Below are 17,182 nucleotides of genomic sequence, written 5' to 3' on the forward strand. Positions count from 1 at the left end.
AATCATGAACGCCGGGAGGGCATATGGAGTCGCCAGGAATCAGCCGTCGGCAAGCTCTTGCCGTCGCCGGCGGGACGGTGGCCGGCGCGGCCATCGCGCAGGCCGTGGCACCGGCCGCGTTCGGGGCGGCCGCCGCCACCGACGCGGACGCGATCGTCATCGGTGGTGGGCTGGCCGGGCTGGTGGCCACCGCCGAGCTGGTCGCGGCCGGGCGCAAGGTGCTGCTGCTCGACCAGGAGCCGGAGGCCAGCCTCGGCGGGCAGGCATTCTGGTCGTTCGGCGGGCTGTTCTTCGTGAACTCCGACGAGCAGCGGCTGATGGGCATCAAGGACAACGTCGACCTGGCCTGGCAGGACTGGCAGGGCGCGGCCGGGTTCGACCGCGGGGTCGACGACCCGCTCGGCCAGGACTACTGGGCGGCCAAGTGGGCGCGGGCCTATGTGGAGTTCGCGGCGGGGGAGAAGCGGTCCTGGTTGGCCGGCCTCGGCGTGCAGTGGTTCCCACTCGTCGGCTGGGCGGAGCGTGGCGGCGGCCTGGCCGACGGGCACGGTAACTCGGTGCCCCGCTTCCACGTGACGTGGGGCACCGGGCCGGCCGTCATGGAGCCGTTCGAGAAGAAGGTCCGGGCCGGAGTGGCCGCGGGCAAGGTGGTGTTCAAGTTCCGGCACCGGGTCGACGAGGTCGTCAAGACCGGGGGCGCGGTCACCGGCGTACGCGGATCGATCCTCGAGGCCAGCACGGCCGCGCGCGGCACCCCGAGCTCGCGCACCGTCGTCGGCAGCTTCGAGCTGCGCGCCCCGGTCGTGATCGTCACGTCCGGCGGCATCGGCGCCAACCAGGACCTGATCCGGCAGAACTGGCCGGCCCGCCTCGGCAAGGCGCCGACCAAGATGATCACCGGCGTGCCCGCCCACGTGGACGGCCGGATGCTGGCCATCACCCAGTCGGCCGGCGGCCGGATCGTCAACCCGGACCGGATGTGGCACTACACCGAGGGCCTGAAGAACTTCGCGCCGATCTGGCCCAACCACGGCATCCGGATCCTGCCCGGCCCGTCGTCGATGTGGTTCGACGCGAAGGGCAAGCGGTTCAGCGCCCCCGACAACCCGGGTTACGACACGCTGCACACGCTCGGCACGATCACCGGCACCGGCTACGACTATTCGTGGTTCGTCGCCACCCAGGAGATCGTGGACAAGGAGTTCGCGCTCTCCGGCTCCGAGCAGAACCCGGACCTCACCAACAAGGACGTCTGGCAGCTGCTGTCGCGGATCTGGCAGACCCCGGAGCCGATCCAGAAGTTCGAGAAGTACGGCGAGGACTTCGTGGTCGCCACCACGCTGCCCGAGCTGGTCGCCGGGATGAACCGGATCGCCGGCAACAACCTGATCAACCTGGCCGACCTGCAGCGGCAGATCGAGGCCCGGGACCGCGAGATCGACAACGTGTACAGCAAGGACGCCCAGGTGATGGGCATCCGCAACGCGCTCTCGTACATCGGTGACTCGCTGAGCCGCACCGCCGGCGCGCACAAGATCCTCGACTCGAGCAAGGGCCCGCTGGTCGCCGTGCGGCTCAACATCCTCACCCGCAAGACCCTCGGCGGCCTGCAGACCAACCTGCAGGGCCAGGTGCTCGACGCGGCGGGCGCGCCGATCCCCGGCCTCTACGCGGCCGGCGAGGTCTCCGGTTTCGGCGGCGGCGGGGTGCATGGTTACCGTTCCTTGGAGGGTACGTTCCTGGGCGGTTGCCTCTTCTCCGGCCGGCAGGCCGGGCGCGCCGCCGCGGCGGCCACCGCGTCGTGATCGCGTCACCGGCGGGGAGAGGGGGGCGGCCGCTCCTCGCCGGTGACGTACGGCATGAACGCGTGAGGTAGAAGTGGGCCGTCAACCGGTAACAAGGTTGGTATGAGACGACTTCTGCTTCTGATGGCCGCGCCGGCGCTGCTCGCCGCGGGCTGTTCCGGTTCGCCGTCGGCGGCTCCGGCCACCACCGCCCCGCCTCCCGCCGCCTCGCCGTCCGCCTCTTCCGCGCTCGGGACCGCCGCGCCGACCGGGGGCGCGACTACGAGCCCCACCGCGAAGCCCACCCGGACCGACTCGCCGGTCGCGAGCACGCCGCGCTGCCACACCGGCGACCTGTCGGTGAAGCTCGGCGGCGGCGACGGGGCGGCCGGAACGCAGTACATCGCCCTGGTCTTCGCCAACAGGTCCGACCACAGATGCACGCTCTACGGCTACCCGGGCGTCTCGTTCGTCGCCGGCGCCGAGGGCACCCAGGTCGGCAAGGGCTTCACCCGGCAGGGCGGCGGTCTGATCAAGGTGCTGCTGGCGCCGGGCGCCGTCGCGCACGCGACGATCTCCGGCCACGACGTCGGCTTCTTCGACGCGAGCGAGTGCAAGCCGGTGAGCGTACGGGGTTACCGCGTGTACCCACCCGACGAGACGGCATCACTGTTCGTGGCCGCCCCCACGAAGGCGTGCTCGGCTGACGGCGTCAACCAGTGGAAGGTGGCGGCGATCGCGGAGGGCGCCGCTACCTAGGGGTTAGTTGCCCGGGCCGGGCGCACCCTGCCCGGCCCGGGCACCCCTCTTCACCCAGAGGTCTGGTAAGTGGCGCGGTCGAAGTCGGCGAAGCCGCCCTCGCGGCCGAGGTCCTGCACCCAGAGCCCGGCGAAGGCTCCGGTGAAACCCCAGGCCGCGGGCTCGCCGTCGATGACCTGCGCCGCGTACTCGTCGGAGAGGGTGGTGGCGTCGAACGCCGGGCCGAGGTCCTGCCACTGCGGGTCGGGGCCGGGATCCGTCGCGTACGCAAAAGAAAGCTCGGGACCGTCGAAGCGCAGGCGCAACGCCACCCGGTGCACCCCGCTCAGATCGCGGCGCACGTCCGGGACGATCCGGACCTTGCCGCTGTCGCAGGCGAGGATGCCCAGCACCGGGGTGCCGTCGTCCTCGGCGGTCACATACAGGTAGTACCAGTTCTGCGTGTTGTAGTAACCGGTGATGCCGGCCAGTTGCCGGTAGTTACGGGGGCTGAACTCCATCACCGCGTCGAAGGTGAGCCGGCGCGCGGTCACCCGGCGGGCCACCAGGCTCGGCCGCAGCCGGGTCATCGGCGACTGCCCGCCGTAGATGCGCAGGTGCGACGGCCGCTCGGTGAGCGAGACCCAGTCGGGGGTGGCGGGCCGGCGCAGCGTCGACCAGTTGACCCCGAGCTTCTCGGCGTCGAAGTCGTCGGCCTCGGACTCCTCGGAGGAGACCGGGCGCTCGGCCGGCACGGTCACCCCGAGCGGGGCCGGCACGATGTCGGCGGGCACCCCGCCGGCGATCCGCGGCCAGCCGTCCTCGGTCCAGGTGACCTCCTGGATGGCCGACTCGCGGCCGAGCACGCAGCGGCCGAGCGTGGAATACGGCCGGCCGACCAGGTGCGCCAGGTACCACTGGCCGGTCGGGGTCTCGACCAGGCTGCCGTGGCCGGCCTTCTGCAGGGTGAGCTCGGGGTGGCCGTTCGAGGTGAGCAGCGGGCCGGCCGGATCCGCCTCGTACGGTCCGAGGAGCTCTTTTGATCGGGCGACCGTGACCTGATGCTCCCAGCTGGTGCCGCCCTCGGCGGTGACCAGGTAATACCAGCCGTCCTTGCGGTAGAGGACGGGCGCCTCGGTGACCCGTGCCTCGGTGCCCTTGAAGATCATGTGCTCGTCGCCGGTGAGGGCGCCGGCCGCGCGGTCGTAGCGCTGGATCGAGATGCCGCCGAAGCGGTTCCGGCCCGGGCGCCAGTCGGCGACCATCGACAGCATCCAGGTCGTGCCGTCCTCGTCGTGGAAGAGCGAGGCGTCGAAGCCGCGGCCGTGCAGCACCACCGGGTCGGACCACGGCCCGTCCAGGCTGGGCGCGGTGACCACGTAGTTCTGCGGGTCCCAGTAGCCGCCCTGGAACGTCGAGACGTCGGTGTAGAGCAGGTGGAACAACCCGTGCGCGTAGGTCAGGCTGGGCGCCCAGACACCGCCGGAGTCGCCGGCGCCGGTGAGGTCGAGCAGCCGGGTCTCGGTGAGGGCGCCGCCGAGCGGCTGCCAGTCGACCAGGTTGGTGGAGTGGTGCAGGCGCACGCCCGGGAACCACTCGAACGTCGACGTGGCGATGACGTAGTCGGAGCCCACCCGCAGGATCGACGGATCGGGGTGGAAACCGGTCAGCACCGGGTTGGCGATGGCCCGGCCGGCCACGGTCTCCGCGTCGGCGGTCGTGGTCTCGGTGCTCGTCATCGTCGCTCCACCCCCGGGTCGTAAGTTCCGTGACTCTATCGCAAGTTGCGATTCGGGGGAGTGGTTACTTTCGGCGCTATCCGACGGCGGCTCCTCGCTGCCCGCGGAGCTCCTCGGCCACCATCCGGGCCAGGGCCGGCATCAGATCCGTCGATCGGCGCAGCAGCCAGCGGTTTCCCTGGGTCGCCATCCACCAGACGCGCTCGGTGATGGTCGGCTCCGGGTTGGTGGCGGCCAGTCCCGGCAGGGCCGGCACCGGGTGGCCGGCCGCCCGCAGCGCGGTCGCGAACCGGAACGCGATCAGCCGGTGGCCGCGCTCGCTCGGGTGCAGGCGGTCCACGCTCCAGTTGTTGCGGGCGTAGACCGCGGTGTCCTCGGGCAGGCCGGCCAGGTCCACGTGCAGCGTGCCGTGCTCGGCCGCGATCCGGTCGAGCACCTCGTTGAGGGCGTTCATCCGCCGGCCCAGCGGCCGGGCGATCACCGCGGGCAGGCCGAACATCCGGCCCGGGTCGGGCAGCCGGGCGGTCAGCACGGTGGCGCCGGCCGCGGTCAGGGCGGCCACCGTGTCGTCGAGGACGCGGCCGAGGTGCGCGGCGTCGAAGTCGCCGCGCAGCGTGTCGTTCATGCCGACCAGCACCGACGCCAGGGTCGGCCGCAGGTCGAGCGCCGCCGGCAGCTGCCGGTCGGCCACGTCGGCGATCCGCGCTCCGCTGATCGCCAGGTTGGTGAATTGCGCCGGTTCGAGACTTTCGGCGAGGATCGCCGCCCAGCCGCGCCAACCGCCGCCGGGCATCGGGTCGCCGTAGCCGCTCGTGACCGAGTCGCCAAGGGAGACGAACCTGATCGTCGACATGACCACACTGTCGCGTGGCCGGCGAAGCAGCAGGTGACCAGCCGGTTGCCTACCGCCCGCCGCCGCGGAAAACCTCGCCGACGGTGCGCAGAATGACCTTGACGTCGAGCCAGAGCGACCAGTTCTCGATGTAGTAGTTGTCGAAGCGGGCCCGGTCCGAGATCGGGGTGTCCCCGCGCAGACCACTGACCTGGGCCAGGCCGGTCAGGCCGACCGGCACCCGGTGCCGCATCGCGTACTCCGGGTAGTCCACCGAGAAGCGGTCCACGAAGTACGGGCGTTCGGGGCGGGGGCCGACCACGGTCATGTCGCCGCGCAGGATGTTCCACAGCTGCGGCAGCTCGTCCAGCGACGTACGCCGCATGAACTTGCCGAACGGCCCGACCCGCGGGTCGTGGCCGATGTTCCAGTTGGTCTGCGACTCGGTGTCGTCCACCGGCCGCATCGAGCGGAACTTCAGCACGTTGAACGGCTTGCCGTAGCGACCGATCCGCTGCTGCTTGAAGATGATGCCGCGGCCGCCCTCGAGGAACGTGCCGATCGCGCAGAACGCCAGGATCGGCGAGAGCAGCAGCAGGGCGAGACCGGAGAAGAACACGTCGGTGCTGCGCTTGACCGCCCACTTCGGCCCGGAGAGGGTCGGCTGCCGCAGCGGCACGACCGGGATGGCGCCGATGTGGTCGGGGGAACCGACCGAGCCGGGGAACTCGCGCAGCCGGGGGACCATCCACAGGTCGGTGCGGGCCATCCCGGGCGCCCGGACGGCGCGCAGCAGGCGATTTTCCGAGCAGTCGATGTCGGCGATGATGACCACGTCGCACTCGGTGTAGCGGACCAGCTCCTCGAGCGACTCCACCTCACCGACCAGCGGCATGCTCTCCTTCTTGTTGTGCGCGGTCGAGGGCACGTCGACGAAGCCGGCGAAGCGCAGGCCGTACTGCGGGTAGCGGCGCAGCAGGCGGGCCAGCTCGATGGCGATCGGGCCGCCGCCGACGATGATCGCCGAGTGCTCGACCAGGCGCTTGCGGCGGGCGTAGAGCACCGCGGCCCGGCTGATCGCCCGGGCCGGCAGCAGCAGCACGGCCGAGATGCCGGCCAGCCGCAGGAAGCCGTCGATGTAGTTGATCGAGTTGTGCCGGCCGGCCACCACGATCGCGACCGCGGCGGTGGCGGCCAGGAAGCGGAAGTAGATCTGCGGCAGCTCGTCGAGCACGCTCAGGTGCCGCCGGGCCCGGTAGAGCCCGCCGATCATGAAGGCGCCGACGGTGATCACCGCGACCGCGACGGTGCCCTTCCAGAACTGCTGGCTCCAGGTGATCGGGGCGAGCAGCGCGGCCAGGTCGATCGGCAGCGCGAGCATCCAGGCCCGCAGCGGCCGGGTGCGGGACGCCTTCGCCGACGGGATGTAGGGCAGCACCACGGTCGACCGCGAGTTACCGCCGTCGACGATGATCCGTTCGGTCGGCGGCTCCTCCGGGCTGCGCCGGGGCGCGGGAATGACCGGCTGTTCCATCGGATGCTCCCCGCTCGGCGCCCACCAATCGAACGACTGCTGTTCCGGCCGGCCCGGCTCGTCCGTGGACTCCTCGGACGGCTCGGGGCGCGGACCATCGGTCGACGAGCCCGGGGAGCGCCCCGGGAACGCAGGACCTGTCTGCACCATCAACTTCCCCCGTGTTACGAAAGCGGTTCATCTACCGCGATCGACGGGGAATGTTAAAGGTTGCTGTGGATCGGCACCACCCGCTTCCCGACACCCCCGCCGGTCGATGCATATCGAATCATTGGGTGGTTTGTCCGATTCATGTGGTTCGATGGCTTTGGTCGTGCGGGCAATAGTCGCCAATTCGGCCATTACGCAAGCAGTTGGCCCCCGATGTAATTCATCACATCTTCATTTTGCGCGCGTTCTCCCGCGGCTCCGGGACGATGCGGACTTGCGGCTGTCAGTACGATCTCAGCCATGCCGACCAGACAGCCGATCTACGACCGCGATGCCACCGAAGTAATCGGCCCGGCAAACGATCCGAACGCGCCGGGTGTGGCACCCGGCAAGCACAAGAACAAGAAGCGCAACAAGAAGAAGATCATCCTGATCTGCGTCCTGGTCCCGCTGGTCCTGGTCGGGCTCGGGCTCCTCGGCGGCGGCATCTACCTGCACAACGTCGAGTCCAATGTGCAGCGGGTCGACGCGTTCGAGTCGGTCCCCGAGGCCAGCCGCCCGCAGAAGGACGCGGTCGCCAAGGATGCGATCAACTTCCTGCTGCTCGGCAGCGACACCCGCGACCCGGAGAACGTCGGCGGTTCCCGGTCCGACACGATCATCGTGCTGCACCTCAACAAGGACCAGAACGCCGCGCAGCTGATCTCCATCCCGCGCGACACCTGGGTGCACATCCCCAAGTCGGCGAACGGCAAGCACGGCAACGTCGATTCGAAGATCAACGCAGCGTACGCGTGGGGTGGCGTCCCGCTGATGGTGCAGACCGTCGAGGACTACACCGACGTCCGCATCGACCACGTGGCCCTCGTCGACTTCGCCGGCTTCAAGGAGATCGTGGACGCTCTCGGCGGCGTCACGGTCGACGTGGAGACCACGTTCACCTCGACCCACTCGCTCAACGCCAACAGCATCCGGCACTTCGACAAGGGTGTGCAGCAGATGGACGGGGCGGCGGCGCTCGACTACGCCCGCGAGCGGTACTCGTTCAAGGACGGTGACTTCGCCCGCATCCGCCACCAGCAGCAGGTCATCAAGGCGATCCTGGACAAGGCGTCCTCCGGCGGCGTGCTCTCCAGCCCGACCCGGATCAACGCGTTCCTCAAGGCCACCACCGACACGGTCAGCGTCGACAAGGACCTGAACATGCTGTCGATGGCCACCCAGCTGCGGCACCTGCGCAGCGGAAACCTCAACTTCTACACCAGCCCGACCAAGGGCACCGGCAAGATCGGCGACCAGAGCGTCGTCCTGCCGGACACGGCGAAGGCGAAGGCGCTGTTCGACGCCGTCCGCAAGGACGACACCGCGACCATCGAAAAGCTCGGTGCGGAAAGCGCGAAGTAGTCAGTCGGTAGCAGTAAAGGGGTCGGCCGGGTTCGTTAACCCGGCCGACCCTTTTTTGAAACAATGCAATTCCCGATCGGGCAGCTATCCGCGATCGGGTAATTACGCGTTGTCGTTCGACGCCGGTGAATTGCCCAGGGCCGCTCGCGTAATAGATGTGACGCGAGTTACTTGAGCCAGTAAGCCTGAAGTTCCGCGGTGGCGGCCGGGTCGGCTATCGGCAGCGGAATTTCCACCGTGTCGTCCGCCCGTGGGTCCGGGATATCGGGGGTGCCGGCCATCCGCCAGACGAACCAGAGGATGACCAGGGCCTCGACGATCAGCAGCTGCAGGAACAACTGCGGGACCCGCTCGACCCAGAACACGCTGATCGCCAGGCCGCCCAGGGCGATCACCCGGCTGCCCACCCCGGAGACCAGGTAGCGGCGCGGGGTCGCCCAGATCATGTGCCGGACCGACAGCCAGGTGGAGAACATCAGCAGGCCCTTGTAGCCGCAGTAGGCGGCCACCGCGCCCAGCGCCAGGTCGCGCAGGTCGTCGGCGAGCAGGCCGCGCACCCACGGGCTGAACAGCACGATCGCCGACACCACCGCCCAGCCCGCCACAGTCAGCAACCGGGTCGGGTTGATCCACTTCGTGGCCCGGCCCAGCACCACGTCCTCGCGGGTGGTCGCGCTCAGCGTGACGTGGAACGGGCCGAACGCCAGCTCCATCGCGCGCAGCACGATGACCGCCTCCGGCCCGGCCAGCGCACCGGCCACCGACGGCAGCGCCACCGAGTAGGTCAGGTCCACCGACGCGGTGACGAAGTAGGCGGCGCCGACCCGGATGCTGGCCACGTAGCCGGGGCGGACGGTGCCCGGGGCCAGCGACCGGCGGCGCAGCAGCAGCCAGGCCAGCACCGCCACCTGGCCGGGCACCGCGGCCACGTCGACCCGCATGCCGACCAGCGCGAACACCGCACCGACGAGGATCGTGCCGACCGCCACCGTCTGCGGGATCAGGTTGGCCTCGCGGGTGTTGCGGGTGCGGGCCATCGCCCAGAACGCCGCCTCCAGTGGGAGCTGCAGCAGCACCGGGGTCAGCATCAGCAGGCGGTCGGTCCAGGTCACGTCGGGCAGCGCCACCGCCGCCGAGACCCCGCCGATCAGGGCCACCGGGAGGATGGTGGCGAGCGCCGCGCGGCGGGCCCACGACTCGATGTCCCAGTCCCGGGGGAGCAGGCCGGCCGAGACCGGCCGGCCGACCAGCGACTCCATCAGGGTGAACGGCAGGGCCAGCAGCGCGCCCTGCAGCGCGACCAGTGGCAGCCGGGTGCCGTCCGCCCACGACGCCAGGAGGAACAGGATGACGCTGGACAGGCGGGACAGCGCCTGCACCGACAGCTGGGAGCCCTGCAGCTTGCGGGCGACGCTGATCAGCCGGCTCATCGCAGGTAACGCTCCGGTCGTTCCGGGGGCTGTCTCGGGCTGGGGTTTCTCGGGCCGGGGGTTCTCGGGCGGGGGTTCATCATGATCACCGTGTCGTCGAGGGTGGCCGGGCGCTTCATGATCACCGTGTCGGCGGGCGACGGCTCCCGCTCGAGGCGCGCCGTGTCGGCGGGCGACGGCTCCAGCTGGAGGCGCACCGTCTCGGCCACGTCGGGCGAGGTGCGCGGATGCGGCACGGCCGGCACCGGCGGCTCCGGCTCGGGCGCGGTCACGGCCGGGACGGTGACCCGGGCCGCGTACGCGACGAACAGCGCGAGGCAGAACATCGCGTCCGCGTACTCCCAGACCTCGATCATCATGCAGCCGGCCGCCAGACCGCAGACCACCGCGAGGTGCACGGCGTTCTGCGGCTTGGTCGCCGAGCCGCGGGAGAGCCGGAAGACCGCCCAGCCGAGCAGCAGCACCACCGCCACCAGGATCGGGATGCCGAGCTGCAGCGAGATGCTGACGAAGTAGTTGTCCACGAACACCTGCGGCGAGCTGGACGCCCGCGAGGTGGTGGCGGCGCCGACCGCGCCGACCCCGGCGCCGTACCAGGGGGCGCCGTCGCGCAGCAGGCGGCCCCACACGCCGAACCGCTCGAACGTGCTGCTCGAACCGGTGGCGCCGATCGCCAGGAAACCCCCGACCACGACCACCACCACGACCGCGCCGACCACCCGGGCACGCTTGCGGGCCGCCGGCCCGCCGCCCCGGTTGAGCACCACCGCCGCGATCAGCCCGCCGGCCAGCAGCAGGGCGCCGGTGCGGCTGGTGCTCAGGGCCAGGCCGACCACGGCCGCGCCGGCCGCGGCATGCCAGTACCACTCCCGCGGGCGCAGGTCGCGGACCAGCCACAGCGCCGCGTAGCCGAGCAGGTAGGCGCCGGCCAGCAGACCCAGCTCGGCGTTGACCTGGGTGAGCCCGGGCGCCCGGAAGGTGCCGCCGATGTAGCGGATCGCCAGGTCTTCCTTGAAGCCGAACTCGACGAGCTTCGCCGGGCCGATGATGTATTCGGCGATCGCCGCCACGCCGTTCGCGATCACCAGCACCGCCGTCCAGCCGACCTGCAGCCGCAGCTCCCGGCCGGTGAGGCCGAACAGGACGATCAGCAGGATCACCGGCACGACGGTGAGCCGCGCGCCGACCAGGGTCTGCGGGATGCCGTTGTGCACCACGCCGAGGACGACCCACACCGAGTAGAGCGCACCGGCGGCCAGCGCGGTCAGGAACTGCGCCCGGGTCGGCGGCCGGCGGATCACCGTGACCAGCAGGGCCGCGCAGGCCACCACCGAGGCGGACAGGCTCAGGGCGTACTCCCGGCCGCCGAACGCGTCGCCGACCAGCCGCTGGATGCCGAGGAGCCACAGACCGAGCGGCACGCACACGACGGCCGCCACGTAGGCCATCGCGGCGACCGGGCGCAGCGCCACGAACACCAGCGCGAGAAGGACCGGCGGCAGCAGCGGCGAGGCGCCGGCGAAGAAACAGCCGAGCATCGCCACGACCAGCGCCGCCGACCCGCCGATCAGCAGGCTCTTACGGCGGCCGGGCGGGTGCTCCCGCCACCACTCGCGGACCGACGCCGCCCGGACGAAACTCATGTCCCTCACCCGCGATCGGCCGGCAGGCGCCGGCGGGATCGCACCGTCTCGTAGCTGTCGACGATCGCGTCGACGTGGGTGTCCCAGTCCAGGCGGGCGCCGTCGGCCAGGGCCGACGCGGTCATCCCCCGGTAGACGGCCGCCGGCATGGTGGCCGCCTCGGCGAGCCGGGCGGGCAGGTCGGCGGGCTCGTCGAAGAGCAGGTAGGAACCGGGGGAGGCCATCACCGGCTCGGCGATCCGGCTGGCCAGGATCGGCCGGCCGGCGATCAGCGCCTCGGCGCAGACCAGACCGTACGTCTCCGGCCACTGGCTGGCGAAGACGAACCAGCCGGCCCGCAGCAGCGCCGCCCGCTTGCCGTCCTCGCCGAGATAGCCCAGGAACTCGACGCTCGGCTCCCGCCCGGCCAGCGCGGCGACCTCGTCGCGCATCGGGCCGTCGCCGCCGACCAGCAGGGTGCCGAGCGGGTTGGCGGTCCAGGCGGCGAGCAGGTCGGCCAGGCCCTTGTGCGGGCTGAGCGCGCCCAGGAACAGGAAGGTGCGCTGGTCGCCCGGCGGCAGCGCGCGGCGGGCCGGCGGGACCGGGGTGGACAGCAGCACGACCCGCTGCGCCAGCTCGGCGGCCGCGGGCACGTGCCGCAGCAGGGTCTGCCGGGTGCGCTCGGACGGGAACAGCAGGGTGACGTCGCGCAGGTTGCGGACCAGCATCGCCGACCGGGCGGCCAGCACCGCGTCGAGCGCCTTGGCCTTACCCAGGTTGCCGAGCGCGTTGTTGGGGTCGGCGACCGCGAAGTCGTGCACCGAGTGGCAGGTCGGCCAGGTCTCGGCCAGTTTCCGGACCGGGCGGATGCCCAGGCCCTGCCAGTTGTGCACATGCACCACGTCCGGCGCGAACGCGGCCACGTCGTGCATGCTCAGGCCGGTCGGGTCGGCCACGTCACCGAGGTGGGTGAAAACCTTGCGCAGCGGGCCGGTGCGGTCGCCGAGCCGCTCGCTGACCCGCCGGCCGACACTCTGGTCGGCCGCCTCCTCGTGCTCGGACGGCCGGCTGAAGACCCGCACCTCGTGCCCGCGGTCGAGCAGACCGGTGGTGAGGTCGCGGACGTAACGCTCGGCGCCGCCGCGGACGGCGAACGACGAGTGCACCATGGCGATCCGCATGTCAGCCTCCCTGATGCGCGGACTGCGCGGGCGCATCGGCGAGCAGCGCGACCAGATGCTCGGTCGCCTCCCGCCAGGACCGGCCGCCCAGCTCGGCGGACGCGACCGGCAACTGGCCGCTCTCCACCTGCCGCAGGGCTCGCACCATCGCCTCCGGGGTCCAGCTGTCCATCCGCACCGCGGCACCGCCGGTCGCCTCGAGCAGCGCTGGATCGGGCGAGATGACGGTGGGCGTGCCCAACCGTAACGCTTCCGCGGCCGGCAGGCCGTACCCCTCGAAGTGGCTGGGCATCAGGAAAGCGGCCGCGCCGGTGAGGGTCGCCGCATACTCCGCGTCGGAGACGCGGTCGAGGAACAGCACCCGCGGGCCGGCCGGCGACTGGGCCGCGACCCGGCGGAACTCCTCGACCGGGTCGCCGCCGGTCAGCACGACCAGAACGTAGCCGGGCAGTTCGGCGACCGCATCGATGGCGATCTCGACGCCCTTGTGCGCGGCGTGCCCGGCGACCAGAAGGTAGCGCCAGCCCGCCTCGCGCACCGCCGCCACGTCCGGCGGCAGCGCGCCGGGCACCACGCTCAGGTCGCTGCCCGGATGCCAGACGGCCGTTTTTGAATAGGGCACGTCGTAGATGCCGAGCAGGTCGTGCCGGGTCCGGGCGCTCACGCAGATCAGCTGCTGGGAGCGGCCGATCGCGGTGCCGTAGCTGAGCCGGCGGTACTGCTTGACCGAGGCCGACAGGTTGTGCGGCCACAGCTTGAAGGCGAGGTCGTGGACGATCGTGGTGACCGGCAGTCGGCTGCCGCGGATCGCCAGCGACGGGCTCAGCGACAGCACCCGGGCGTCCGGGTAGCGGCCGGTGACCCGGCGCAGCTGCTCGGTGGCGCCGGCGATGGTGCCGACCCGGCCGTGCTCCTGCCGGCTGACCACCTCGGTCTCGACCGCCCGGTCGGCCGGCGGCTCCCAGCCGGGCGGGGACGCGACGATCCGCAGCGGGCCGCCGGCCGGCCAGTAGCGGACCAGCTCGCTGAGCACGCGCGTGATGCCACCGGCGCCGACCCCGCTGCAGTCGACGATCGTGGTGGCGTTACCGGGCTGCATCGTCGATCCAGCGGGCGATCTTGTCGGCGAAGCGGTCGCCGGAGAAGGCGTTGGCGTGCCACTGGATCCGGTTCGGGTCGAGCTCGGGCAGGCGCTGCACGGCCTGCGCGTACGGCCCCGGCTCCAGCGAGTCGAGCAGGAAGCCGGTCTCACCGTCGACGACCGTCTCGAGCAGGCCGCCGCGGCGCAGCCCGAGCACCGGAGTGCCGCAGGCCTGCGCCTCGACCGGGATGATGCCGAAGTCCTCGTGCGCGGGGAAGAGCAGCGCCCGCGCTCCCCAGTAGAGCCGGCGCAGCCGGTCACGATCCGGGCGTACCTCGAAATGAATCGGCACCCGCTTGCCCTCGGCAAGCTTCCGCAGCCGCTCCTCCTCCGGCCCGGACCCGGCGATGACCAGCGGCAACCCGGCCGCGTCGGCAATCTCAATCATCAGATCGAAGTTTTTGTACGGGATCCAGCGGCCGATCCCGAGCAGATAGTCCCGCGACTGATATTGATCGTCAGCCGGCGCCCCCGCGAAGTAGCGCACATCGACCGGCGGGTTGATCACGACGGCGTCGCGCTTCCAGAACCGGTTGATCCGCCCCTGCACCTCGATCGAGTTCGCCGCGTAGGCGTGCACGTGCTTGCTCAGCCGCAGATCGGCCTCCTGCAGCACCTTGCGCGGCAGCTTGAGCAGCGGATGCGAGCCGCGGCCGTCGAAGTCCGGGCTCCACACGTAGCGGGCCGGGGAGTGGATGTAGCTGAGATGCCGCGTTTCGGCGGGATCGCCCAGTTTCACGGTGTGTGCGAAGGCGTGCGAGGACGAGATCACCACGTCGAACTTGTGGTTGCTCAGCGTCCGCCAGACCAGCGGCATGGCCGGCAGGGCGAGGGCCTTGCTCTTGATCAGCGGGGTGTGCGCCATCCAGGACTGGTGGAGGCGGAGCCGGTCGGTCTCCACGCCCTCGTCGGCCCAGAGAACCAGGCGCTCGGCGTGCGGAAGCAGGTCGGCGATGGCCAGGAAGACGGCCTCGGAGCCGCCGGTGGCCCCGAACCACTCATGGACCATGGCCACCGACTTGTCGCCCAGCAGAGGCAGACGAGGAAGACGTGCCGTCGAGTCGGGCAGCGTCATGCGGCGGCGCCCAAAACCCGCCAACGACCGGCGATTCTCACTTTTCCCCCGAAAATGTAAGCGCGCAGGGGAAAGCCCCACGCGGACGGCGGGACTAACTTAGTCGGCGGCCGCTCGCGTTTGTCAACCCAGCGATGTGACGTGCGCCATCAAGATCACAGACGGCTACCGTAAGTGATACCACAGGTCAGCAATTCGCCCGATCGGTCTCATTCACGCAGTGTCGACCCCGGGTCAATGCCAGACGCGTGAACACTCGGTTACGAAGACGCCCGTCGCTCGACCCCATCGAGATCGACAGCCGTGCACGCCACGAATAGACCGACCTGAACAGCACGTTCGGCTCACCCCCACCGGCAGCCGCGAGCGCACGTCAGACCCGGCCCCCGGGCCGAAGCCTCGCTCTGCTTACGTGGCGCCGCGCCGCAGTGGGTGCGGGTCCCGTGCCGAGGGTCGAAGCCTTGCTCTGCTTACGTGGCGCCGCGCCGCAGTGGGTGCGGGTCCCGTGCCCGGGGCCGAAGCAAGCCTTGCTCTGCTTGCCTGGCGCCGCGCCGCGGTGGGCGCAGGTTCCGTGCCCAGGGGCGACGTCTTGCTCTGCGTGCCTGGGGTTGCGCCGCGGCGGGGCGCGGGACCTGTGCCCTGGGGTGATGCCTTGCTCTGCTTACCTGGGGGCGCGCCTGCGGTGGGCGGCGGGCTCGATGCGTGGCCATGCCTTGCTTTGCTTACCTGGAGGTGCTGATTGCCCAGCGGCTCCACGCTCAGAGGTGGTGGATCAGGGCGGTTTTGCGAGCTTCGTCCCAGGTGTGCCGCTCGCTTTCGCTTTCGCGGCCTCTCGTGCTGTGCCGACTCGTGGATCTTGAAGATCTACCGCACGGTTTGCACCGCAATTCCACATGATCGCGCTGACCTCGGCCGCCCAAGGTGGACAAATGCGGTATGTCGGGTGCGGCCGGTCAATGCGCTGGCTCTCGGCGCGACTCGGTGGTGGCCAAAGGCCCGGCGGCGTGGCCGCCGGGCCTTTGCGTTGTGGTCAGGCTCGGTGCTGGAGCTTTCGGACGGCGGCGATGGTGATGGCGTTCGTCTCCTGCGGGGTGGTCTGCGGGACGCCGATCAGCATGATCGTGAGGGCCACGCCGCGGTGGGCGACCGAGATCATCTTGCCGTGGACCGTCAGGCCGACGTTCGGGAGCTTGGCCGTGAAGGTCAGGCCGGCGGCCGCGTCGCCGAGGCGGGGGACGCGCAGCGGGGCGATGTTCAGGCGGATCTGCTGGCCTGCGGTCGGCATGTTCACCAGGACCGTGGGGCAGCGGCGGGCGGCGGAGGCCACTCCGGTGACGATCTCGTGGGCGGCGCGCGGGCCGGTCCGGGCCAGGGACTCGAAGAGCATCGGGCCGCCGCCGGCCTTGGTGAACGCTACGCCTGCGGCCTCGGAGCTCTGGGCGCCGGCGCTGTGGGCGATCTTCTGGTCGCAGATGTCGGCGTCGGTGTTGATGTCGGCCATCATCGACAATCCGCCGCCGTCGGCCATCAGCTCATAGCCGCGCGGCAGGTCGTTCGGGGCGAGCAGGGCGGCCGTCAGTCGCTTCGGCCGGGGCGCGACGGCCACGGGTGCGAGCGCGGGCGTGGATGCCGACGCGGTCGCTCCGGCCGGGGCGGACGTGGCCGGCGATGCGAGGGCCGGCACGGGCGCCGCGAGCGCCACACAGGTGGTGGCGGCGACGGCAAGCCTGACTGATTTGTACCCAATGTTCCGCATTTCTGTACGGTATCGCGGGGCTGCGCTGCGATCGGGGAGATCGCCGCCGCCGCGAGACGGGTGGCCCCGAGCGGGTGACTGCGGGCTGACGATGGCGACTTGGCGTTTGCGGCCGGCGGGTCGGGCCGGCGGGTCGGGCCGGGGAGGGCCAGGGGCGGCGAGTGCGGGGCGAGTGCGGGGCGAGTGCGGGGCGAGTGCGGGGCGAGTGCGGGTGGGCGAGTGCGGGGCGAGTGCGGGTGGGCGAGTGCGGGGGGCGAGTGCGGGGGCGAGTGCGGGGGCGAGTGCGGGGGCGAGTGCGGGGGCCGGCGGGTGCGGGTCGGTGGGGCGAGGTCCGGTGTAGAGGTGATCGCCGGCCGGCCGCGAGGTTTGCCGGCCGGCGATCGGTCTCTGGCGAAGACGGTGAGTCTTCGGACGACCCACCCGCCTGCCGGATCTGGGCAAGCCGGCTGACGGGTGGGTCGGGCTTGACGGTCGCCCGGCGCTTCTGGGTGTCAGGCAGCGTTCGCTGTGTGTCAGGCAGCGCTCGGGTCATGCGCCGGGCGACCGGGTCTGGGTGGGCGCCGTCCCCCGCGCCGATCGCGCCGGGTGTCGCCGGTGAAGCTGGTGGGGTGGGGAGCGCCGGCCGGCCGGGTGGAGCGGGGGTGCTGGCCGGCCGGGTGGCGCTTGTGGGGGTTTTGGTGGCGACGGCAGCCCGCGCGGGGGGTCGGCGCTCGGGATGCCGTCGCCACGGTGGGGGTGGGCATTTCACCGCCGTGGTCCTGTTTGTCCACTCCTTCCTGGTGCAAAAGGGCACGGC

General features: G+C 71.2%; 12 protein-coding genes. 3 read left to right on the forward strand and 9 right to left on the reverse strand.

Annotated features, from left to right (window positions below; translation table 11 throughout):
• Positions 1-23: 23 nt before the first annotated feature.
• Together Adu01nite_RS28075 and Adu01nite_RS28080 are read left to right on the forward strand one after the other, a co-directional pair.
• Entirely contained in the window at positions 24-1,805 is a 1,782-nt protein-coding gene (locus tag Adu01nite_RS28075; protein ID WP_203730928.1) for an FAD-binding dehydrogenase, read from the forward strand.
• Between the two features lie 102 nt (positions 1,806-1,907).
• Positions 1,908-2,543, forward strand: a complete 636-nt coding sequence (locus tag Adu01nite_RS28080) for a DUF4232 domain-containing protein (protein ID WP_203730930.1) — start codon at positions 1,908-1,910, stop codon at positions 2,541-2,543.
• Positions 2,544-2,593: 50 nt separating this feature from the next.
• Here Adu01nite_RS28080 and Adu01nite_RS28085 read toward each other — a convergent pair whose 3' ends face one another.
• The 3 genes from Adu01nite_RS28085 to Adu01nite_RS28095 form a co-directional block, all read right to left on the reverse strand.
• Positions 2,594-4,261, reverse strand: coding sequence for a glycoside hydrolase family 43 protein (locus Adu01nite_RS28085; protein ID WP_203730932.1), 1,668 nt, complete (start codon positions 4,259-4,261; stop codon positions 2,594-2,596).
• Between the two features lie 76 nt (positions 4,262-4,337).
• Positions 4,338-5,114 (reverse strand): SGNH/GDSL hydrolase family protein, encoded by a 777-nt coding sequence (locus tag Adu01nite_RS28090; RefSeq protein ID WP_203730933.1) that lies wholly within the window; start codon positions 5,112-5,114, stop codon positions 4,338-4,340.
• A gap of 49 nt (positions 5,115-5,163) precedes the next feature.
• The gene (locus Adu01nite_RS28095; RefSeq protein WP_203731081.1) at positions 5,164-6,474 is read right to left on the reverse strand and encodes a sugar transferase; all 1,311 of its coding nucleotides are present in this window, start codon (positions 6,472-6,474) and stop codon (positions 5,164-5,166) included.
• Positions 6,475-7,077: 603 nt separating this feature from the next.
• On the opposite strand from Adu01nite_RS28095, the gene Adu01nite_RS28100 reads away from it, so the two are divergent.
• A complete protein-coding gene (locus tag Adu01nite_RS28100) occupies positions 7,078-8,181 on the forward strand; it encodes an LCP family protein (protein WP_203730935.1) in 1,104 nt (367 codons plus the stop codon).
• Between the two features lie 167 nt (positions 8,182-8,348).
• On the opposite strand, the gene Adu01nite_RS28105 is transcribed toward Adu01nite_RS28100, so the two are convergent.
• The 6 genes from Adu01nite_RS28105 to Adu01nite_RS28130 form a co-directional block, all read right to left on the reverse strand.
• Positions 8,349-9,611: a hypothetical protein gene (locus tag Adu01nite_RS28105; RefSeq protein WP_203730937.1), complete on the reverse strand. Its 1,263-nt coding sequence runs from the start codon at positions 9,609-9,611 to the stop codon at positions 8,349-8,351.
• Positions 9,608-11,254: a hypothetical protein gene (locus tag Adu01nite_RS28110; RefSeq protein WP_203730939.1), complete on the reverse strand. Its 1,647-nt coding sequence runs from the start codon at positions 11,252-11,254 to the stop codon at positions 9,608-9,610. Before Adu01nite_RS28110 ends, Adu01nite_RS28105 begins: the two co-directional genes overlap by 4 nt.
• Positions 11,255-11,259: 5 nt before the next feature.
• Positions 11,260-12,414, reverse strand: a complete 1,155-nt coding sequence (locus Adu01nite_RS28115) for a glycosyltransferase (RefSeq protein ID WP_239132752.1) — start codon at positions 12,412-12,414, stop codon at positions 11,260-11,262.
• Between the two features lies 1 nt (position 12,415).
• Positions 12,416-13,513, reverse strand: a complete 1,098-nt coding sequence (locus tag Adu01nite_RS28120) for a glycosyltransferase family 4 protein (protein WP_203730943.1) — start codon at positions 13,511-13,513, stop codon at positions 12,416-12,418.
• Positions 13,500-14,630 carry a glycosyltransferase gene (locus Adu01nite_RS28125; RefSeq protein WP_203730945.1) on the reverse strand — a complete coding sequence of 377 codons (1,131 nt, stop codon included), beginning with the start codon at positions 14,628-14,630 and terminating at the stop codon, positions 13,500-13,502. The genes Adu01nite_RS28120 and Adu01nite_RS28125 overlap by 14 nt, the downstream gene beginning before the upstream one ends.
• Before the next feature lie 1,030 nt (positions 14,631-15,660).
• Positions 15,661-16,386 (reverse strand): hypothetical protein, encoded by a 726-nt coding sequence (locus Adu01nite_RS28130; protein WP_203730947.1) that lies wholly within the window; start codon positions 16,384-16,386, stop codon positions 15,661-15,663.
• Positions 16,387-17,182: the final 796 nt, after the last annotated feature.

This window comes from Paractinoplanes durhamensis, from assembly GCF_016862175.1.
In the GTDB taxonomy this organism is placed as follows: Bacteria; Actinomycetota; Actinomycetes; order Mycobacteriales; family Micromonosporaceae; genus Actinoplanes; species Actinoplanes durhamensis.